At 72.7% G+C, this 19391-nt stretch carries 19 protein-coding genes; 6 read left to right on the top strand and 13 right to left on the bottom strand.

Annotated features, from left to right (window positions below; all coding sequences use genetic code 11):
- The 3 genes from MUE36_14665 to MUE36_14655 all read right to left on the bottom strand — a co-directional run.
- Positions 1-560, bottom strand: a 560-nt coding sequence (locus tag MUE36_14665; protein MCU0312175.1) for an SDR family NAD(P)-dependent oxidoreductase, incomplete at its 3' end; no start/stop codon positions are given.
- Between the two features lie 3 nt (positions 561-563).
- A complete protein-coding gene (locus MUE36_14660; protein ID MCU0312174.1) occupies positions 564-989 on the bottom strand; it encodes a VOC family protein in 426 nt (141 codons plus the stop codon).
- The gene (locus MUE36_14655) at positions 986-1882 is read right to left on the bottom strand and encodes an SDR family NAD(P)-dependent oxidoreductase (protein MCU0312173.1); all 897 of its coding nucleotides are present in this window, start codon (positions 1880-1882) and stop codon (positions 986-988) included. Before MUE36_14655 ends, MUE36_14660 begins: the two co-directional genes overlap by 4 nt.
- Positions 1883-1959: 77 nt before the next feature.
- Here MUE36_14655 and MUE36_14650 point away from each other — a divergent pair, with 77 nt between their 5' ends.
- Positions 1960-3231, top strand: coding sequence for an acyl-CoA dehydrogenase family protein (locus tag MUE36_14650; protein ID MCU0312172.1), 1272 nt, complete (start codon positions 1960-1962; stop codon positions 3229-3231).
- A gap of 11 nt (positions 3232-3242) precedes the next feature.
- On the opposite strand, the gene MUE36_14645 is transcribed toward MUE36_14650, so the two are convergent.
- Positions 3243-4928, bottom strand: coding sequence for a hypothetical protein (locus MUE36_14645; GenBank protein ID MCU0312171.1), 1686 nt, complete (start codon positions 4926-4928; stop codon positions 3243-3245).
- A 44-nt stretch (positions 4929-4972) separates the two neighbouring features.
- Between MUE36_14645 and MUE36_14640 the strand changes: the two genes are divergently transcribed.
- Entirely contained in the window at positions 4973-5782 is an 810-nt protein-coding gene (locus MUE36_14640) for an enoyl-CoA hydratase-related protein (GenBank protein MCU0312170.1), read from the top strand.
- A gap of 56 nt (positions 5783-5838) precedes the next feature.
- Here the strand turns inward: MUE36_14640 and MUE36_14635 are convergent, their stop codons facing one another.
- The 3 genes from MUE36_14635 to MUE36_14625 are packed head-to-tail and all read right to left on the bottom strand — an operon-like array spanning position 5839 to position 9129.
- A complete protein-coding gene (locus tag MUE36_14635; GenBank protein ID MCU0312169.1) occupies positions 5839-7068 on the bottom strand; it encodes a CoA transferase in 1230 nt (409 codons plus the stop codon).
- The gene (locus tag MUE36_14630; GenBank protein MCU0312168.1) at positions 7065-7898 is read right to left on the bottom strand and encodes an enoyl-CoA hydratase; all 834 of its coding nucleotides are present in this window, start codon (positions 7896-7898) and stop codon (positions 7065-7067) included. The genes MUE36_14635 and MUE36_14630 overlap by 4 nt, the downstream gene beginning before the upstream one ends.
- Positions 7891-9129: an acyl-CoA dehydrogenase family protein gene (locus tag MUE36_14625; protein MCU0312167.1), complete on the bottom strand. Its 1239-nt coding sequence runs from the start codon at positions 9127-9129 to the stop codon at positions 7891-7893. Before MUE36_14625 ends, MUE36_14630 begins: the two co-directional genes overlap by 8 nt.
- A 44-nt stretch (positions 9130-9173) precedes the next feature.
- Here MUE36_14625 and MUE36_14620 point away from each other — a divergent pair, with 44 nt between their 5' ends.
- Positions 9174-10253, top strand: coding sequence for an acyl-CoA/acyl-ACP dehydrogenase (locus MUE36_14620; GenBank protein ID MCU0312166.1), 1080 nt, complete (start codon positions 9174-9176; stop codon positions 10251-10253).
- Positions 10254-10305: 52 nt separating this feature from the next.
- Here the strand turns inward: MUE36_14620 and MUE36_14615 are convergent, their stop codons facing one another.
- The gene (locus MUE36_14615) at positions 10306-10761 is read right to left on the bottom strand and encodes a MaoC family dehydratase (GenBank protein MCU0312165.1); all 456 of its coding nucleotides are present in this window, start codon (positions 10759-10761) and stop codon (positions 10306-10308) included.
- A 162-nt stretch (positions 10762-10923) separates the two neighbouring features.
- Here MUE36_14615 and MUE36_14610 point away from each other — a divergent pair, with 162 nt between their 5' ends.
- Both MUE36_14610 and MUE36_14605 read left to right on the top strand, forming a co-directional pair.
- Positions 10924-12225 carry an acyl-CoA dehydrogenase family protein gene (locus tag MUE36_14610; GenBank protein MCU0312164.1) on the top strand — a complete coding sequence of 434 codons (1302 nt, stop codon included), beginning with the start codon at positions 10924-10926 and terminating at the stop codon, positions 12223-12225.
- Positions 12222-13277, top strand: a complete 1056-nt coding sequence (locus MUE36_14605) for a phosphotransferase family protein (protein MCU0312163.1) — start codon at positions 12222-12224, stop codon at positions 13275-13277. Before MUE36_14610 ends, MUE36_14605 begins: the two co-directional genes overlap by 4 nt.
- A gap of 19 nt (positions 13278-13296) precedes the next feature.
- Here the strand turns inward: MUE36_14605 and MUE36_14600 are convergent, their stop codons facing one another.
- Positions 13297-14037: an SDR family NAD(P)-dependent oxidoreductase gene (locus MUE36_14600; protein ID MCU0312162.1), complete on the bottom strand. Its 741-nt coding sequence runs from the start codon at positions 14035-14037 to the stop codon at positions 13297-13299.
- Between the two features lie 137 nt (positions 14038-14174).
- Here MUE36_14600 and MUE36_14595 point away from each other — a divergent pair, with 137 nt between their 5' ends.
- Complete coding sequence (locus MUE36_14595; GenBank protein MCU0312161.1) at positions 14175-14990, top strand: hypothetical protein; 816 nt, start codon at positions 14175-14177, stop codon at positions 14988-14990.
- A gap of 22 nt (positions 14991-15012) precedes the next feature.
- Here MUE36_14595 and MUE36_14590 read toward each other — a convergent pair whose 3' ends face one another.
- From MUE36_14590 to MUE36_14575, 4 genes are read right to left on the bottom strand one after another with little or no spacing between them, the layout of a single operon-like run.
- Entirely contained in the window at positions 15013-16101 is a 1089-nt protein-coding gene (locus MUE36_14590) for a DUF2889 domain-containing protein (protein ID MCU0312160.1), read from the bottom strand.
- A 33-nt stretch (positions 16102-16134) separates the two neighbouring features.
- Positions 16135-17607: an AMP-binding protein gene (locus tag MUE36_14585; GenBank protein ID MCU0312159.1), complete on the bottom strand. Its 1473-nt coding sequence runs from the start codon at positions 17605-17607 to the stop codon at positions 16135-16137.
- Complete coding sequence (locus MUE36_14580) at positions 17604-18278, bottom strand: class II aldolase/adducin family protein (GenBank protein MCU0312158.1); 675 nt, start codon at positions 18276-18278, stop codon at positions 17604-17606. The genes MUE36_14585 and MUE36_14580 overlap by 4 nt, the downstream gene beginning before the upstream one ends.
- Positions 18275-19279, bottom strand: coding sequence for a hypothetical protein (locus MUE36_14575; protein ID MCU0312157.1), 1005 nt, complete (start codon positions 19277-19279; stop codon positions 18275-18277). Before MUE36_14575 ends, MUE36_14580 begins: the two co-directional genes overlap by 4 nt.
- Between the last annotated feature and the right edge of the window lie 112 nt (positions 19280-19391).

The following is a 19391-nucleotide window of genomic DNA, read 5'->3' as shown; positions in this document are numbered from 1 at the left end:
TTGACGGCGATGCCCTGGTCCTGGAACTGGCGGGCGCAGTCGACGGTGAAGCGCTCGAGGGCCACCTTGCTCATGCCGTAGGACATGAGGCCCGGGTGGGGGTAGAGGGCCGCCACCGACGACACGTTCACGATGGCGCCGCCGCCGTCGGCGGCGAGGTGGGGGCGGGCGACGCGGGTGGCGAGGAACGGGGCGTCGAGGTTGACCGCCATGACCAGCTGGTGGCGGGCGAGGGGGATGTCGATGTCGCCGACGAAGGTGACGGCCGCGTTGTTGACCAGCACGTCGAGTCGGCCGAAGTGCTCGACGGTGGTGGTCACCATGGCCTCGACGGCGGCGGGGTCGGCCAGGTTGGTCGGCACGGCCAGGGCGTCGGCGCCGGCGGCCTCGACCCGGGCCACGGTGTCGTCGAGGGTGCCGGGCGTGCGCTGGGGGCTCGCGGCGGTCGAGCGGGCCGCGGCGGCGACGGCGCACCCGGCCTCGGCCAGGGCGACGGCGACGGCGGCACCCACCCCCCGGCTGGCCCCGGTGACCAGGGCCACCTTCCCGTCCAGGTCCATCGTTCAGGCCTCCTTGGCAGGCAGCAGCTCGAGGAGCTGGCCGTCGGGGTCGCGGACCATGACGGCCAGGCCGACGTCGGTGGCGTCGAGCACCTCGCCACCGTGGGCCCTGACCGCGGCGGTGGCCGAGGCCAGGTCCGCCACGGTGAAGGACAGGTGGGTGAAGCCGGGTTCGTTCATCACCCGTCGTGTCGCCGGCGGGTTCCCGGGCCGGTCGAAGTGGAGCAGCTCGAGGGTGAACGCCCCGTTGGTGAGGTACACCGCCGAGAGCCCCACCGGCTCGGGCACCTCGAGCAGCGTGGCGCACACCGGGTCGGGCGGGTGGATCTCGTAGGCGAACTCGAAGCCGAGCACCGCCTCGTAGAAGCGCCGCGAGGCGTCGACGTCGGTGACGCACAGCCCCAGGTGGTTGACGGTCACGGCGCTCATGACCGGGCCGAGTCCTGGGACAGGCCCGCGGGCATGACCATGCCGACGCTCTGGAGGTGCTGCCCGAGGGCGCCGTCGAACTCGGCGGCCACGGCGGCGGTGTCCCACCCGCCGTCGCGGTTCATCCAGGCGATCTGCTTGGGGTGCTGGAAGAGCGTGTAGCTGAAGTCGGTGCGCCCGAAGATCTGCCCGTTCACGTGGGCGGCGTGCTCGGAGGCGAGGTAGGCGACCAGCGGGGCGTTCATGGCCGGGTCGAGGCGGGGGTCGGGTTCGCCGTCGCCGGCGAGGGCGGCGGTCATGCGCGTCGCCCCGGCCGGGGCCAGCGCGTTGACGGTGATGCCGGCTCGCCCGAGCTCGAGAGCCCACACGAAGGTCATCCCCATGAGCCCGGCCTTGGCGGCGCCGTAGTTGGTCTGTCCGAAGTTGCCCCGCAGCCCCGCCGATGAGGTGATGTTCACGATCCGCCCGTAGCCGGCGTCCTTCATGACCGGGGCGGCGTGGCGGGCCATGTTGAAAGCGCCCTTGAGGTGGGTGGCGATCACGGCGTCGAAGTCGTCCTCGGTCATCTTGACCAGAGTGCGGTCGCGCACGATGCCGGCGTTGTTGACGAGGATGTCGAGGCGCCCGAAGGTGTCGGTGGCCGTGGCCACGATGCGTCCCGCGGCGTCGAAGTCGGTCACCGAGTCGTGCGACGGCGTCGCCCGGCCGCCCAGGGCCTCGATCTCGCGGCACACCGACGTGGCCGGGTCCTCGTCGGTGTCGTCGCCGCGCAGGCCCACCCCGAGGTCGTTGACGACCACGGCGGCTCCCTGGCGGGCCAGCTCGAGGGCGAACTCACGGCCGATGCCCCGGCCCGCTCCGGTGACGATGGCGACGCGGTTCTCCAGCAGCACGAGGCTCCCCGATCGTGTCGGGGGTCCCCTGGCCGTGACCGACGTCGACGGCGGCTCCCCCCGGGCCGGTGCGTAGTATGACACGAACGTCAGATTCGACCTGTCACGAGATCGAGGTGGTCGTGGTGGCCAAGGCGACGGGGGTCGATCCCTTCGCGGAGACCGAGGACCAGGCGGCGCTGCGGGCTCTGGCGCGCGAGGTGGCCCGCCGCGAGGTGGCCCCCCGGGCCCGCCAGGGCGACGCCTCCTACGAGCTCCAGCCCGAGGCGATCAAGGCCCTCGCCGCCGCCGACCTGTTCGGGGTCACGATCGGGGAGCGGTGGGGCGGGCTCGGCTACGGCGACGTCGAGGCGTCGATCGTCCTCGAGGAGATCGCCCGCCACGACGTATCCACCGCGGTGGTGTGCCAGCTCGCCTTCAACGGCCCGTCGCGGGGCATCGAGCACCTCGGTGGTGACGGGTTGAAGGAGCGGTGGCTGCCGGCGGTGGCCTCCGGCGAGGCGATCCTCAGCATCGGCATCACCGAACCCGACGCCGGCTCGGCGGTGCAGAACATGCGGGCCTCGCTCACCGACGACGGCCCGGGCCGCTGGCGCCTCGACGGGTACAAGAACTACTCCACGCTCGGCCACGTGGCCGCCGGCGTGCTGGTGTGGTGCCGCTGGCCGGGGGGTGAGGGGGCCAAGGGCATCGGTGCGGTCGTCGTGCCCATGGACCGCGACGGCGTCTCGGTCACGGGCCGCCACGAGGGCATGGGCATCCACGCCGCCACCGAGGCCGAGATCGCCTTCGACGCGGTGGAGGTCACCGCCGACGACGTGCTCCTCGCCGGCGACCCGGCCACCACCGACGCGTTCAAGGTGCTGCTCGCCCACCTCAACCACGAGCGGTGCGGCAACGCCTCGATGTGCGTCGGTGCCGCCCAGGGCGCCCTCGAGCACTCGATCCGCTACATGAACGACCGGGAGCTGAACGGACGGCCGATCGCCGAGCTCCAGGGCCTCCAGTGGAAGCTGGCCGACATGGCGGTGCAGCTCGAGGGGGCCCGGCTCCTGTTGGGTCGGGCGGTGCGCCTGGCCGGCGAGGGCGGCACCCCGCCGGCGATGGAGACGGCGCTGGCCAAGTCGGCCGCCAACCTCGCCGCGAAGTACGTCTGCGACGAGGCCATCCAGATCCACGGCGGCTACGGGTACAGCCACGAGTACCCGGTGGAGCGGGCGTACCGCGACATCCGCGGTCTGTGCATCGGCGCCGGGACGGTGGAGGCCCAGCGCAACTACGTGGGCGGTTCGCTGTCGCGCGGGCGGGGCACGGTCGCCGCGGGGTGGGACGACCGCATCCTCGGCTGAGGGCGGTCTCGTCAGGCGTCGGGTCGCAGGAACAGGCCTTCGGGGTCCCAGCGGCGCAGGCGCGTCACCTCGGCCGGGTCGGGCGGGTCGAGCTCGGCGAGGTCGTCGGCGACCACCAGCGGCCACGGGCACCGTGATCGGATCAGCTCCACCCGTGCCTCGACGGGGCCCTCGCCGGGGGCGACGGCGACGAGGGCCAGCTCGCCGTCGGCCTGCGGGGTGAAGGTGCCGAGGTCGGTGACCAGCGCCGACACCCGGGTGCCGGGGGAGGTGACGTAGCCGACGTCGGCCACGATCCGCCGGGAGGTGAGCGTGGTCATGACGACCACCTCGTCGGCGCTGGTGGCCACGTCGTTGCCGCCCCCGGAGCCGACGAGGAACACCTTGTCGCCGATGACGGTGGAGTTGATGTTGGCGAAGCGGTCGACCTGGGCGGCGCCGAGGCAGGCGAGCAGGGTGGTGCCGGGGCCGCCGACGAGGGCGCCGAGCACCTGGTCGGCGTCGCCGAGCATGGTGGCGGTGGGGAAGCTGCGGTGGTTGAACACGAACGGGTCGGCGTCGGTGGGCTCATAGCCCCACAGCCCGAGCTCGGCGGTGAGGACCACCTGGGAGCCCCGGTCGCGGGCCTTCTCGACGCCGAGCCAGGTGGCCAGGTTGGCCACCCCGGCCCCGGCCAGCGCGCCGTCGGCGCCGGTGGCGACGATCCGGTCGGCGAGGTGGCGGGCCCCGAACACCGCGGCGCGCTCCCAGGCGTTCACCGGGGCGTCGAGGTCGGGCGGGTGGGCGGCCTCGTCGGCGCGCCACGAGTCGGGTTCGGCCCGGTCGCGCAGCCCGGCGATCCGGTCGGGGCCGAGGCGGTCGAGGTAGTCGTGCTGGTCGGCGGGTTCGAGCACCCAGCGGCGGATCCAGGCGTCGAAGTCGTCACCGTGGCTGGCGTCGCGGGCCTCGGCCCAGAACGCGAGGTCCTCGCCGTAGGCGTCGACGGGCACGTCGCGGGCGAACAACCCGCCGGGGTGGGCGCCCATCGGGGTCTCGGTCACCGACAGCACCCGGTGGCCGGGCACCAGCACCAGGTGCGACCACGGGCGGATGTCGTCGACGATCCGCTCCGCGGTGGCGATGGTGCCCCGTCGGGCGGCGAGGGCCCCCCACACCCCCTCGAGGCGGGGGGCGGCGAAGGCCAGGTTGCCGTCGCGGTCGGCGATCGGGGCGTGCAGGAGCGTGACGTCCGGGGCGTAGGCCTCGACCAAGCCGACCTCGCCGAAGGGGGTGTCGACGCGGGCGTAGCCGGGGTTGTCGGCCATCGAGGAGCCGACGAGCGACCCGGTGGTCACGGCGGGCAGGCCGCGGGCCGCCGCCTCCAGGCGTTGGGCGAAGGTCAGGAACGACCAGTGCTCCACCTCGACCTCGCCGGCCAGGTAGGCGTTCGCGAACCAGGGGTTCGGGGTGAAGTTGGGGAACACGTCGCCGGAGTAGCCGGTGATCACCCGCTTCACGAGCCCGCCGCGGAAGAACAGCGCGCCGAGGCTCGACAGGCTGAGCATGACGAGGGTGAACTGCGGGTCGCGCTCCCAGAAGTGGCGCACCAGGTGGCGCGCGCCGGCGGTCCAACGGGAGTGGTTGGTGACGACGTGGATGGCGTCGCCGGGTCGCACGTGGGTCATGGCGTCGTCGAGCGAGCACACCTTGTCGGCCATCGGCGGGCAACCTATCCGAGCAGCGTGTGGCTAACGTCGGCGTCATGATTCGCTACGAGGTGGGGGGCGACCACGTCGCCCGGATCACGTTGGACCGTCCCGACGCGAAGAACGCCCTCACCGTCGAGATGCGCGACGACATCGTGGCGTCGGTGCGCCGGGCCCGCGCCGACGCCGACGTGCGGGCGCTCTTGATCACGGGGGTCGGTGACGCCTTCTGCGCAGGCATGGACCTGCGGGCCTCCACGGTGAGCGAGGCCGGCGGTTCGGCGTTCGATCCGCGCACGACGAGTGAGGCGCTGCGGGTGGGGGTGCAGGCGTTCATCCGTGAGCTGTGGGAGCTCGACAAGCCGACGGTGGCGGCGGTGAACGGAACCGCCGTCGGCCCCGGGGCGCACCTGGCGCTGGCCTGTGACTTCGTGCTCGTGCAGCCCGAGACGCGGTTCGTGTGGTCCTTCGCCAAGTGGGGGCTCGTGGTCGACGCCGGCGGGGCGTACCTGTTGCCCCGCCTGGTGGGACTGCCCCGGGCCAAGGCGATGGTGATGCTCGGGGAGGGCGCGGTGGGGGCCGAAGCGGTGGCGTTGGGGCTGGCCTATCGCTGCGCCGACTCGGTCGAGGCGCTCGCCGCCGAGGCCGACGCCCTCGCGGTGCGTCTGGCCGCCGGGCCCACCCGTTCGCTGGGGCTGTCCAAGCAGCTGTTGAACGCGTCGTTCGAGACCGAGCTCGCCCCGTCGCTCGACCGTGAGGCCCAGGCCCAGGCGATGGCCGCGGTGTCCCCGGAGATGGCCGAGGGCATGGCGGCGTTCAAGGAGAAGCGGACCCCGGACTTCCCGGGAACCGCGAACCGGAGCTGACGGCCGACGGCGCGAGGGGGACTGCCGTTCGGGGCTGTCACCGCCGTCCCCTGCCGTCAGATGACCCCGCGGGAGCGGAGGTCGGCGAGCTCGGTGGGGGAGAGGCCGACGAGGCCGCCCCACACCTCGTCGTTGTGCTCGCCGAGGGCCGGTGCGGCGACCGGGGCCTCGGGCCGGCGTCCGTCGAGGCGTGGATAGGGCGCCTGTTGCAGGTGGGGCCCGGCCACCGGGTCGTCGACGGTCACGAGGTCGCCGCGGGCCGCGAAGTGGGGGTCGGCCACCATGTCGGCGGCGCTGTAGGCGGTGCCCACCGGCACCTCGTGGGCGATGCACGCCGCCTCGACCTCGGCCGCGGTGAGCGAACTCGTCCAGGCGGCCACGAGGTCGTTGATCTCGTCGGAGCGCTCCGCCCGCTTCGCCAGCGTCGCCCACTGCGGATCGTCGGCCAGCTCGGGGCGGCCCATCGCCGCGCACAGCCGGGCGAAGTTCACGTTCGACCCGCCCACCACGCAGACGTAGGCGCCGTCGGCGGTCGGGTAGTTGTCGAGCGGCGCGCTGGTCGCCATCCGGTTGCCCTCGCGCTCGCGCACCACGCCCAGGCGGTCGTGGGCGGCGATCGTCCACTCCATGACCCGCAGGATCGAGCCGTACAAGGGCGCGTCGACCACCCCACCCCGGCCGGTGCCGCCCGGTCGGTCCCGCCGGTAGAGCGCCGCGACCACCGCCTCGGCGGCGAAGGTGCCGGTGAGGTAGTCCGAGATCGACACCCCCGGACGCACCGGCGGCCGGTCGGGGTAGCCGGTGAGCTGGAGCAGGCCGCCGTAGGCGATGCCCATGCGGTCGAGGCCGGTGCGCGGCGAGTAGGGGCCGTCCTGGCCGAACACGCTGATGCGGGCCCACACCAGGCGCGGGTCGCAGTCGCCGGGCCCGATGCCCCAGCGCTCCATGGCGCCCGGGCGGAAGTTCTCGCACACCACGTCGGCGGTGGCCACCAGACGACGGAACAGCTCCTGGCCCTCGGCGTCGCGCAGGTTCAGGGTGATCCCCATGCGGCCCCTGCCCTCGACCGCCCACCACATCGAGTAGCCCGGACCGTCGTCGTCGGTCGGGGCGAACGGGCCGATGGAGCGCATGAAGTCCCCGCCCCGAGGGTCCTCGATCTTGACGACCTCGGCGCCCATGTCGCCGAGCAGCCCGGCGCAGAACGGGGCGCTGATGCGGGTGCCCACGTCGATGACCCGCAACCCCTCGAGGGGCAGGGGGTCGTCGTGCGCCTCGTCGGTCACGCCGGCCCGTCACGGTGCTCGGCGAAGACCTCCGACATCGACGCCTTCGCCGAGCGGGCCTTCAGCGCCGAGGTGGCCGTCTCGGTGTTGTGCATCCAGTGATGCGCCATGAAGTGGTACTTCCACGAGTCGTCCTTGCCCATCAGGGTCGACACGTGGTTGAGCGAGTCCTTCGTCACCTGGGCGGTGGCCGGCGGCACCAGCGCCACCCGCTCGGCCAGCTCGACGGTGCGCTCCATCAGCTCGTCGCGGGGCACGACCCGGTTCACCATCCCGAGTCGCCACGCCTCCTGGGCGTCGAGCTTCTCGCCGGTCCAGAGGAACTCCTTGGCCTTGCGCACCCCCAGCTCCCACGGCTCCACCAACAGCTCCACGCCGGCCCCGGTCATGCGCAGCACCGGGTTCTGGAAGGTGGCGTCGTCGGCGGCGACGATCAGGTCGCACATGCACGCCAGCATCAGCCCGGCGGCCACGCACGACCCCTGCACGGCGGCGATGGTCGGCTTGCGGAACGAGTAGATGCGCCGGCAGCGGTCGTAGTACATGACCTGCTCGTGGCGGAACTTGCCCTCCGGCGTGGCCCGCAGGAGGCGCCACTCGTCTGGCTCGGTGTCACCGACGAGGGCCTTGAGGTCGTGGCCGGAGGAGAAGTGCTTCCCGGCCCCGGCCAAGATCACCACCCGCACCTCGTCGTCGGCGTCGGCGGCGTCGAAGCAGGCGTCGAGGGCGTCGATGAGCGCGGTGTCCTGGGCGTTGGCCACCTCGGGGCGGTTCATGGTGACGGTGGCCACGTGGCCCTGCACCGCGTATTCGACGACGGGATCAGCCATTCGACGACTCACTTCCTCTGGAGGCTGCTGCGGCGGGCTCGCGCCGGGGCGGTTTGGGCGGGCGGGGCAGGCCGAGGACCCGTTCGCCCAGGATGGTGCGTTGGATCTCGTTGGTGCCGGCCCACACCGAGGACGCCTGGTAGTAGAGCCACGACCGCTGCCACTCGCCGCCGCCGGGGTTGTCGGCGGCGTCGCGCCACAGGGGGGCGGCGTCGCCGAGCACGGCCATCACGGTGTCGTGGAACCGCTTCGACATCTCGCTCCAGTACAGCTTCAGCGCGCTCCCCTCGGGTCCGGGGTCGAGGCCCTGGGACAGCCGGCTGATGCTGCGCAGGTTGTGGAGCTGGAAGAGGCGCACCTCCACGTAGGCCTGGGCCAGCCGCTGCTGGAGACGCACGTCGTCCATCGCCCCGTTGGCCACCGCCAGGCGCACCAGCTCCTCGAGGAGCTGCACGTGGATCACCAACTGGCGGGGGTTCGTGCCCCGCTCGTGGGAGAGCGTGGAGTTGGCGACCATCCACCCCTCGTGCTCGGGGCCGATCAGCTGGTCGTGCGGCACGAACACGTCGGTGAAGAACACCTCGTTGAACTCGGCCTCGCCGGTGAGCTGCACCAACGGGCGCACCTCCACGCCCGGGGCGTGCATGTCGACGACCAGGTAGGAGATGCCCTTGTGCTTCGGGGCGGCGGGGTCGCTGCGGGCCAGGCACACGCCCCAGTCGGCGAACTGGGCGTAGGAGGTCCAGACCTTCTGGCCGTTCAGCACCCAGCCGCCCTCCACCGGCACCGCCCGGGTGGCGACCCCGGCGAGGTCGCTGCCGGCACCCGGCTCGCTGAAGAGCTGGCACCACATCTCGCCGGCGTCGAGGATCCGGGGCAGCCAGCGCCGCTTCTGGTCGTCGGTGCCGTGGGCCATCAGGGTCGGGCCGGCCAGGTTGATGCCGATGCGCCCCACCATCTCGGGGGCCCGGGCCCGGGCCAGCTCCTCCTGCACGATGAAGTGCTCCACCGGTCCGGCGCCGCGGCCCCCGTACTCGGTGGGCCACGCCACGCCCACCCAGCCACCGCCGGCCAGCTTCGCCTGCCAGTCGCGGCCGAAGCGCACCTCGTCAGCCAGGTCGTCGAAGCGGGGCGGCAGCCCCGTGCCGTACTCCCAGGGGAGGTGCTCGACGAGCCACCCCCGGACCTCGGCGCGGAAGGTCTCCTCGTCGCCGGTCGGGCTCAGGTCCATCGACGGCTCCGCGGTTCTGACACCGGCGTCATAGTATTCGGCCCATGGAGTTCGACCTGTCCGCCGACCAGGTCGCCCTCCGTGACGGGGCCGCCGACCTCCTCGCCGGGCTCTCCGGCCCCACCGAGGTGCGCGCCCACCTCGCCACCGGCGCGCCCTACGACCGGGCGCTCTGGTCGGCGATGGTCGACCAGGGATGGCCCGCGATCGCCGTCCCGGAGGACGAGGGGGGGCTGGGCCTCGGCTGGGTGGAGGCCGCCGTGCTGCTCACCGAGCTCGGTCGCCACGTCGCGCCCGTACCGCTCACACCCGTGCTCGTCGCCCTCGCCGCCCTGGTCGGGCGGCCCGAGCACGCCGACCGGGTGGCGGCCATCGTGGCCGGTGAGTCGATCGGCGCGGTGGCGTGGTCGGCCGACCCCACCGCCCTCGTCGTGGGCGGCGTCGTGCACGAGCCCACCCTGAGCGGGCGCCTCGGCCCGGTGGAGGCGGCGGCGGTGGCCGACCTCGTCGTGGTGGTGGTGCCCGACGGCGTGTACCTCGTCGAGCAGCCTCCCGATCGGCGCCCGGCGCCGCTGCCGGCGATGGACCTCACGCGGTCGCTGTCGTGGCTCGACCTCGACCACACCCCGGCGGTGCGCCTCGGCGGTCCGGCCGAGTCGGTCCGCCTCACCTCCCTGGGGGCGGTGGCGTCGTCGGCCGAGCTGCTCGGCGGCAGCGACCGCATCCTCGAGATGGCCACGGAGTACGCCAAGGACCGGGTGCAGTTCGGGGCCCCGATCGGGAGCTTCCAGGCCGTGAAGCACCGGTGCGCCGACATGCTCGTCGACGTCGAGGGCATCCGCTCGACCACCTGGTACGGCGCCTGGGCGTGCGCCGCCGACGACCCCGGGTTCGTTGCGGCGGCGTCCACGGCCAAGGTGTGGGCCGCCGACGCCTCCAAGCGGGTCATGTCCTCGGGGCTCCAGGTGCACGGGGGCATCGGCTTCACCTGGGAGCACGACCTGCACCTGTACCTGAAGCGGGCTCAGGTCGCCCAGCTCGCCTACGGCGACGCGGCCCACCACCGCCGGGTGCTCGCCGGCGAGCTCCGGGCCAGGGTGCGGGCCGGCGAAGGGGTCATGTGAGCCCCCGCCGACCGCCCGGCGCGACGACGGGCGCCGACGGGCCCCGGCGGGGTCAGAAGAAGTAGCGCAGCACCAGGTCGGCCACGCACGCCGGTTTGGTGCCACCCTCGATCTCGAACGTGGTCCGGAGGGCGACCTGCACGCCGTCGTCGCCCACCGGCTCGGCCGCCACGAGGGTGGCGGCGAGGCGCACCCTCGACCCGACCGGGACCGGCGCCGGGAAGCGCACCTTGTCGAGCCCGTAGTTGATGCCCATCCGGGTGTTGCGCCACTCGACGACGTCGTGCAGCAGCGCCGGCCCGAGTGAGAGGGTGAGGTAGCCGTGGGCGATGGTGGTGCCGAAGGGCCCCTCGGCGGCCCGGTCCACGTCGACGTGGATCCACTGGTGATCGCCGGTGGCATCGGCGAAGGTGTCCACGCGTTCCTGGGTGATCTCCACCCAGTCGCTGTGGCCGAGCTCCTGGCCCACCCTGTCGGTCACGTCGTCGATGCTGGCCAAGGTGATCATCGGCGGGACCGTAGCGTTCCGCGGGAGGGTGCCGCAGGGGTGCGGTCGGTCGGCGGGACACCCGGGTGGGGCACCTGCTTAGATGGGCGGGCCGCGTTTCGAACGATCACGTCAGCCTTCGTTCGAGCACACGACCGCACACCGACACGAGGGGGAGGCCTGATGGCCTGGGATTTCGAGACCGATCCTGAGTTCCAGGAGAAGCTGGACTGGGTCGAGACCTTCGTCCACGACGAGATCGAGCCCCTCGACCTGATGTTCCCCGGGCTGGCCTTCACCCCGCTCAGCGACGAGCTGCGCCGCATCGTCGACCCCCTCAAGCAACAGGTGCGCGACCACGACCTGTGGGCCGCCCACCTCGGTCCGGACCTCGGCGGGAAGGGCTACGGCCAGCTCAAGCTCTCGCTCATGAACGAGATCCTGGGCCGCTCCGGCTGGGCCCCCACGATCTTCGGCACCCAGGCCCCCGACACCGGCAACGCCGAGATCATCGCCCACTACGGCACCGACGACCAGAAGAAGCAGTACCTCGACCCGCTGCTGTCGGGCGAGATGTTCTCGTGCTACTCGATGACCGAACCCCACGCCGGGGCCGACCCCACCATGTTCACCACCCGGGCCGAGCTCGACGGCGACGAGTGGGTCATCAACGGGTGGAAGTGGTTCTCCTCCAACGCCCGCACGGCGTCGTTCCTCATCGTCATGGTCGTCACCAACCCCGACGTGAGCGCCTACCAGGGCATGTCGATGTTCCTCGTCCCCACCGACACGCCCGGCGTGAACATCGTGCGCAACACCGGGCTGGCCGGGGAGTCCGAGGACGAGGGCAGCCACGCCCTCATCCACTACGACAACGTCCGGGTGCCCCCCGAAGCGCTGCTCGGCGGCGAGGGCCAGGCCTTCGCCATCGCCCAGACCCGCCTCGGCGGCGGGCGCATCCACCACGCCATGCGCACCATCGGCATGTGCAACAAGGCGTTCGACATGATGTGCGAGCGGGCCCTCAGCCGTGAGACCCAGGGCAGCCTCCTCGCCGACAAGCAGTTCGTGCAGGGCTACATCGCCGACAGCTACGTCGAGATCAAGCAGTTCCGCCTCATGGTGCTCCAGACGGCGTGGGCCATCGACCGGTACAAGGACTACCGGCGGGTCCGCAAGGAGATCGCCGCCGTCAAGGTCGCCATGCCCACGTTGTTGATGAACGTCGCGCAGCGGGCCATCCAGGTCCACGGTGCGCTCGGCGTGTCCAACGAGATGCCCCTCGCCGGGATGTTGCTCACCTCCTCGGTGATGGGCCTCGCCGACGGCCCCACCGAGGTCCACAAGGTGACCATCGCCCGCCAGGTGCTCCGCGACTACCGCCCGAGCGACGACCTGTGGCCCACCGAGCACCTGCCCAAGAAGCGCGAGGCGGCCAAGGCCAAGTTCGCCGACCTGCTCGAGCTCGAGGTGGGCAACCTGTGAGCGACACCGGACGGCTCTTCGGCGACCTCGACGCCCCCACCATCGACACCGCCGCCCTCGGCGCGTGGATGGACACCCAGGACCTCCCCGGCTCCGGGGCCCCGGGGGCTCGCTACATCTCGGGCGGCAGCCAGAACGAGATCTACGAGATCACCCGCGGCGACCTGCGGGCCGTGTTGCGCATCCCCCCGCCGACGGCCCCCGACAGCCGCGACGCCGGGATCATGCGCGAATGGCGCATCATCGAGGCCCTCGACGGCACCGACGTGCCCCACACCGAGGCCGTAGCGGTGTGCGACGACCCGTCGGTGCTCGGCCGCACCTTCTACATGATGGGCTTCGTCGACGGGTGGTCGCCCATGGACGCCCCCGACTGGCCGTCACCGTTCCTGGAGGACGTGGAGGCCCGCCGGGGCCTGGCCTTCGAGCTCGTCGAGGGGATCGCCCGGCTGTCGAGGGTCGACTGGCAGGGGCGGGGGCTCGGCGACCTCGGTCGTCCCGACGGGTTCCACGACCGCCAGGTGCCGCGGTGGACCGCGTTCCTCGAGAGGATCAAGGGCCGTGAGCTCCCCGGCTTCGACGAGGCCACCGCCTGGCTCGACACGCATCGCCCGATCGACTTCGTGCCCGGGCTCATGCACGGCGACTACCAGTTCGCCAACGTCATGTTCCGCCACGGCGCACCGGCGCGGCTGGCGGCCATCGTCGACTGGGAGATGGGGACCGTCGGGGACCCCAAGCTCGACCTGGCCTGGGTCGTGCAGAGCTGGCCGGAGGACACGAGCGAGGTCGAGGGCGGCTACGTCGACCTCACCGGGATGCCCGGACGCTCCGAGCTGCTCGCCCACTACGCCGAGGCGTCCGGACGCCAGGTCGACGACATCGACTACTACAACGTGCTGGCCCGCTGGAAGCTGGCCATCGTGTTGGAGCAGGGCTTCCAGCGCGCCGGCGACGACCCCAAGCTGAACATGTTCGGCGACATCGTCCTCGGGCTGATGGCCGGCGCCGCCGAGCTCGCCGCGAGCACCGACTACGACGTACGGGCCTGAGGGCGGCGCGGCCCCTCGGCTACTTCGGCGGGAACCGCAGGGCCCCGTCGAGGCGGATGTTCTCGCCGTTCAGGTAGGGGTTCTCGACGATGCTCAACACCAGTTGGGCGAACTCCTCGGGCTTGCCCATCCGCTTGGGGAACTGGATGCTCGAGGTGAGCTTCTCCTTCATCTCGTCGTTGATGCTCATCATGATGGGCGTCCCCATGGTGCCCGGGGCGATGGCGCACACCCGGATGCCCACGGGGGCGAGGTCCCGGGCGATGGGAAGGGTCATGCCGAGGATGGCGGCCTTGGCGGCGCCGTAGGCCACCTGCCCGGCCTGGCCCTCGAGGCCGGCGATCGACGCGGTGTTGACCACCACGCCTCGCTGGCCGTTCTCGTCCGGCTCGTTGGCGGCCATGGCCGACGCCGCCATCCGGGTGACGTTGAACGTGCCGAAGGCGTTCATCGCCATGGTCGACGTGAACACCTCCATCGAGTGCGGCGAGTTGTCACGCGAGAGCGTGCGGCCCCCGCCCGTGGCGCCGCCGGCCACGTTCACGACCACCGCCAGGGGGCCCATGGCCTCGGCGGCGGCGACGGCGGCCGCGACGTCGTCCTCGCTCGTCACGTCGCCGGACACCGCGGCGCCCCGTCCGAGCTCGCTGACCAGCTTCTCCGAGCCGTCGGCGTTCTGGTCGAACACGACCACGCCCAGACCCGCCTCGGTGAGCCGACGAACTGTCGCCGCACCCAGTCCGCCGGCGCCGCCGGTCACGATCGCTGAACGTCCGCTGAGCTCCACTGCCCCTCCAAGGTCGAGTCGCGCCGGGTGACCACCCGGCGACCCGGCACCGTAGGCGCTACCTGACGCCAGTGTCATATGTTGGGAGGTCCGTCTGCCCCGGAGGACCGATGACCGACATCTCACCCCTGGCGACCTCGATCCCGAGTCGACTGGGGACCACGAGCCGTGTCGAGGACGGCCGGCTCGTGTTCCGCATCACCCCCGTCCCCACGACGTGCGTGCACGGGGCGCTGCGGACCAGCGTGATGAGCTTCGCCGTCGACGCCGCCACCGGCGTGGCCGTCGACAGCGACCCCGAGCGGTGGACGTTCACCTCCGACCTCGTGGTGCGGATGCCGCTGACCGACCCGCCCGAGTGGATCGACGTCCGCCCGACCGTCCTGCGCGACGGGCGGCGCTCGGCCACCTGCTCGGCCCGCCTCGTCGGCGCCGACGGCGTCGAGGTGGGCTACGGGGCGGGCGGCTTCACCCGGGTGGACCGCCGGGAGGACGACCCCCCGAAGCACCCGTTCGATCCCGACGTCGCCCGCAACCGCTGGGACCGGATCACGCCGATCGAGGAGCCCCTCCCCGAGGCGATGGGACTGCGGGTGCTCGACGCTGCGGCGGGGGTCGTCGAGGTGGACGTGCGTCCCGACCTGCGCAACCCTGCCGGTGCACTCCAGGGCGCCATGGTGGCGGCGCTCGTGGAGGCCGCCGCGGAGGCTGCGCTGGGGGCCACGTGGGGTGGCCCGGCGTACGTGACCGACCTGCACGTGCGCTACCTGGCCCAGAACCGCACCGGCCCGATCCGCTCCGCGGTCCGCGTCGTGGGCCACGGCCCCGACGCGACGGCGCTGGTCGAGCTGACCGACGTGAGCACGGGCCGGCTGACGACCCACGCCACGGCGCGGGCCGTCCCGGTGCCGGCGGAGCGCCTCTGAGGGTGCAGGGGCACCGCTGAGCTCAGCGGCCCGGGTCGCGAAGCCGCACCAGGTGGGGGAGGTCCTGGAGTGATCGCAGCGTGTCGTTCAGGTGCGTGCACGTCGACGAGCCGGTGAGCTCGGTGCGGACCGTCCGGCGGAGCCCTTCGAGGGGCATGCCCACGACGCGACCGGCGCTGCCCACCGCACCGGGACACTCTTGCCAGGGGAGGACGCGGGCCTCGGTGGCGATCGCCACGATCGTCGAGCCGACCGTGTCGACGGTGGCCGTGACCAGGTACTCGTGCACGCAGGTCTCGAGGCCGTCGCCGTCGACGTGGCTGTCGCGGAAGTGCACCTCGACGGCGGCGGTGCCGTCGGGCGCAACCGGCCCGACGTCGAGGCGTCGCAGGCGGCGCATGCCGTGCGGGGGGAGCGGCGCGGTGTCGTGCCAGGCGTCGGGGTCGTCGAGCACCCCGATGGCCGGTGCGGGCGGCCCGAGCGGGGTCATGATCACCCCTGTCCGGCGCAGGGTGGTGAACATCACCGAGTCGCCGGCCCAGCCCGCGCACAGGTCGGCCTGACCCTGCAGTCGGTCGTGGTCGGGTGGTTCCGCTTCCGCCTCGGACCCGTCCGATCCACCTGGTGCGACCGCCCGCTCTCCGGGCGGTCGCGATCCTGTCCCGGCGGTGGTGGCGGCGTGCTGCATGGCGAACCCCGAGACCAGCGACGCCCCGGGCAGGTCGTCGAGGAGTTGGGCGAGCAGCACCGCCTCGGGGTCGTCGTCGGGGAAGCCGGCCAGCGCCTCGGCCGCCCGGGCCCGGAACCCCGCCGCCACGCCCAGGCCCACGAGGCCCGCCAGGGCCAGGGGGCGCACGGAGCCGGCCACCTCCTCGACGGTTCCCGACCCCGCGGCGAGACGGGCCCCGAACGAGGTGGACGCCATGACGAGCGGCGCGCCGTCGTCGCCGGTGAGCAGGTCCCGACCGCGGGCGTCGACGAGGGCCGGGCCGTCCAGCCCCTCCGGCCGGGTGGTGTCGATCGTGGTGGTGCGGCGCACCCACCCCGGTCGACGCGGCGGGGTGGACGCGACGGGGTCGTGCGGCCCGGCGTACTGCGGCGCGAACCCCATCAGCGGCCCTCGGGGGTGACGGGCGATCGGCGCTCAGCCACCGCGCTCGGCGATCAGCGCCGCCCGGCTGATCTTCGTGGACGCGCTGCGCGGGATCCGCTCGACGACCTCGACCGACTTGGGCACCTTGTAGGCGGCCAGGCGGGTCTTGGCGAAGGCGATCACCTCGGCGGCGTCGGGCGGCGCCGAGGAGTCCCGGGGCTCGACGATGGCGTGGACCCGGCGTCCCCACTCCGGGTCGGACAGCCCGATGACCACCACGTCGACGATCTCCGGGTGCTCGACGAGGGCGCTCTCCACCTCGGCCGGGAAGACGTTGGCCCCGCCCGTGATGATCATGTCGACGCGTCGATCGGCGATGTACAGGTAGCCGTCCTCGTCCATCCAGCCCATGTCGCCGGCCGTGGAGAACCCGTCGTCGGTGGTGGGCAGCGGCGGCGCCCCGCCCACGTAGCGGTACATCCCGCTCATCGGCGAACGGAGGTAGATCTCGCCGATCTCGCCCGACGGAACCGGTTCGCCGGAGGCGTCGGCGATGCGCACCTCGGTGCCCCGGTACCCACGCCCGACGCTGCCCTGGTGGGTCAGCCACTCGTCGGCCCGCAACGCGGTGAGGCCGAGGCCTTCGGTCATCCCGTAGGCCATGAAGAACCGCTCGGCCCCGATCAGTTCGATGACCCGGTGCACGAGCGACGGCGGGATCACCGCCGCGCCCTGCAGGACCCACTCGAGCGAGCTCAGGTCGCGATCGTCCACGCCGGGCAGATCGACGATGCGCTGGAGCATGGTGGGGGTGGCGGTGATGGTGGTGACGCGGTGCCGCTCCACGAGGTCGACGATGCGGGCGGCGTCGAACTTCTCGAGGGTGACGAGCGTGTCGCCGGCCAGCACGTTGAGCATCGTGGCGAAGCCGTTGGTGTGGTACAGCGTCGTCGCCATCAGGACCGTCTGCGGCCGCGGGACCTCCTTCCAGCCCTCGACGAACGGCTTGCCGATCTCGGGGTTCCAGACCGCCGGGTTCTCCATCAGGATCATCTTGGGCAGGCCCGTCGAGCCGCTGCTGCAGATGCCGTGGGTGTGCGGCGAGACCGGCCCGTCGAGCGGCCCGTCGTCGAGGCTCGTCGACGCGGCCAGCCAGTCGTGGTCCTCGGTGCCCACCACGAGCGCGGCGTCGACGACCTCGAGGATCCGACCCCGCTCCCAGTCCGGGAGGTCCCAGCGCACCGGCACTGGCACGGCGCCGAGCTTCCAGGTCGCGAAGATCGCGGCGACGGCGTCACAGGAGTTCGGCAGGGCGAGCGCCACCCGATCGCCCGGGACCACACTCCGCTCGGCCATGGCCCGCCCGATCTGGTTGGCCCGCCGTTCGAACTGCGCCCACGTGAGGGCGGTCTCGGAGCCGTCGAGGGCGAGCGCCACCACTGCGGTGTCGTCAGGGCGCTCGGCGGCGAGGACGGCGAGGCGGCCACCGTAGGAGATCACGTCCTCGGCGGTCGCCACGTTCACGCCGGCATCCACAGGTTGCCGCGGATGAACTCGTAGTACCCCCGGAACTGGGCGTGCGCCTCGGGCGTGAGCTCGACGACCCCGCCGAGCAGGTGGGCGCCCCACATGATGTGGGCGTTGTGCTCGACGACGAGCGCGGAGTGGAGGGCGTCGTCGACCGACTTGCCGATGGTCACGAGGCCGTGGTTGGCCATCAGCGCCGCCGACCGCTCGGCCAGGTGCCCCGCCACCTCGGCGGGGAGGCCGGCGCTGCCCGAGGCGTGGTAGCCGCCGCAGGGCACGTCGCCGCCGATGTACACCACGAACTCGTCGATCGCCGCGGGGATCGGCCGGTGGGCCACGGCGTACATCGACGCGTAGCGGGCATGGCAGTGGACGACGCCGCCGACCTCCGGGTACGCGGCCAGGGCGGCCAGGTGCACGCCCTTCTCCGAGGTGGGTGAGCGTTCGCCGGCCACCACCTCGCCGTCGAGGTCGACGACGACCAGGTCGTCGAGGGTCATCTCCTCGTAGCCGAGCGACGAGGGGGTCACCACCACCGTCCCGTCGTCGACACGGCCCGATACGTTGCCGGCGGTGCCCTCGACCAGGCCCTTGGCGTGCATGGCCTTGGCGGCGGTGAGCACCGAGATGCGCACGTCCTCGAGAGGGGCGCCGTTCACGCGGGTCATGGCAGGGTCTCCGGGTTCACGCAGTGGAGAGGTCGTTCGCCGGCGAAGAGCCGAGCGATGTCGTCGGCGACCATGGCGGTGTGGTTGGCCTCGGTGTCGTAGGTCGCCCCGCCGATGTGGGGGGTGAGCACCACCTGACGCATCCCGAGCAGCGGGTGCCCGGCCGGGAGTCGTTCGCCGTCGAAGTGGTCGAGCCCGGCGCCGGCCAGGTGGCCGGACTCCAACGCGGCCACCAGCCCGTCGAGGTCGTGCAGGGCGGCCCGTGCCGAGTTCAGGTACACCGAGCCGGGCTTCATGGCCCGGAAGCGGGCCCCGCTCATCAGCCCGAACGTCTCGGGGGTCGGAGCGGCGTGCATCGACACCACGTCGGCCTCGGGCAGCATCTCGTCGAGCGAGGCGTGGGTCGCCTCGGGGGAGTAGGGGTCGAACGACACCACGTTCATGCCGAGCCCCTCGAAGCGCCACTTCGCCGCCCGGCCGACCGCGCCGAGCCCGATGATCCCCACCGTCTGTCCCGCCACCTGCCAGGCGCGATAGCGCTGATAGGGGATGGTGCCGTCGACGAAGACCCGGTCGGCGCGCAGGTCGGCGTCGGCGGGCACGATGCCGCGGGTCACCGCGAACAGCAGGGCGACGGTCAGCTCGGCGACCGCGTCGGCGTTGCGGCCGGGCGTGCGCAGCACGGGGATGCCTCGTTCGGTGGCGCCGGCGACGTCGACGTTGGTGGGATCGCCCCGGGTCGAGCCGATGACCCGCAGCGGTCGGTCGAGGACCTCGCCCTTCACCGGGTCGGCCTCGGCCACGACGACCGTGGCGCCCAGCTCGTCGATCCGGGCGGCGAGGGACGCCGGGTCGAGGAGGTGCATGGTGGTGGCGTCGAGCCAGGGCTCGTAGTGCACGTCGCACACCTCGTGGAGCCGGTCGAGGCCCGGTCCCCGACAGGTCGCGGTCACCAGGGCCACCGGTCGTCCGCCGGGCCCGTCACCCCCCGTCTCTGACATGCGTGTCACCTTAGGGGACCGGCTGCGCCCTGGCCCTCAGGTCGCGTCCTGAGGAGCGCCGCGACGAGGGCGCCGTGCACGAGGCCAGGCGTGGGGAGGGGGTGCGGTGGAG

It is taken from the genome of Acidimicrobiales bacterium, from assembly GCA_025455885.1.
Taxonomy (GTDB): domain Bacteria; phylum Actinomycetota; class Acidimicrobiia; order Acidimicrobiales; family Acidimicrobilacustridaceae; genus Rhabdothermincola_A.
Note: the sequence above shows the minus strand (reverse complement) of the source record. Positions and strands in the feature narration are given on the sequence as shown.

What these genes read in the sequence shown, in the direction of transcription:
- MUE36_14620 (MCU0312166.1), top strand. Translation starts at nt 9,174, where the DNA reads ATGGAGTTCGACCTGTCCGCCGACCAGGTCGCCCTCCGTGACGGGGCC.
- MUE36_14590 (MCU0312160.1), bottom strand. Translation starts at nt 16,101, where the DNA reads ATGGGGTTCGCGCCGCAGTACGCCGGGCCGCACGACCCCGTCGCGTCC.
- MUE36_14595 (MCU0312161.1), top strand. Translation starts at nt 14,175, where the DNA reads ATGACCGACATCTCACCCCTGGCGACCTCGATCCCGAGTCGACTGGGG.
- MUE36_14615 (MCU0312165.1), bottom strand. Translation starts at nt 10,761, where the DNA reads ATGATCACCTTGGCCAGCATCGACGACGTGACCGACAGGGTGGGCCAG.
- MUE36_14650 (MCU0312172.1), top strand. Translation starts at nt 1,960, where the DNA reads ATGACACGAACGTCAGATTCGACCTGTCACGAGATCGAGGTGGTCGTG.
- MUE36_14630 (MCU0312168.1), bottom strand. Translation starts at nt 7,898, where the DNA reads ATGGCTGATCCCGTCGTCGAATACGCGGTGCAGGGCCACGTGGCCACC.
- MUE36_14575 (MCU0312157.1), bottom strand. Translation starts at nt 19,279, where the DNA reads ATGTCAGAGACGGGGGGTGACGGGCCCGGCGGACGACCGGTGGCCCTG.
- MUE36_14580 (MCU0312158.1), bottom strand. Translation starts at nt 18,278, where the DNA reads ATGACCCGCGTGAACGGCGCCCCTCTCGAGGACGTGCGCATCTCGGTG.
- MUE36_14610 (MCU0312164.1), top strand. Translation starts at nt 10,924, where the DNA reads ATGGCCTGGGATTTCGAGACCGATCCTGAGTTCCAGGAGAAGCTGGAC.
- MUE36_14625 (MCU0312167.1), bottom strand. Translation starts at nt 9,129, where the DNA reads ATGGACCTGAGCCCGACCGGCGACGAGGAGACCTTCCGCGCCGAGGTC.
- MUE36_14660 (MCU0312174.1), bottom strand. Translation starts at nt 989, where the DNA reads ATGAGCGCCGTGACCGTCAACCACCTGGGGCTGTGCGTCACCGACGTC.
- MUE36_14645 (MCU0312171.1), bottom strand. Translation starts at nt 4,928, where the DNA reads ATGGCCGACAAGGTGTGCTCGCTCGACGACGCCATGACCCACGTGCGA.
- MUE36_14640 (MCU0312170.1), top strand. Translation starts at nt 4,973, where the DNA reads ATGATTCGCTACGAGGTGGGGGGCGACCACGTCGCCCGGATCACGTTG.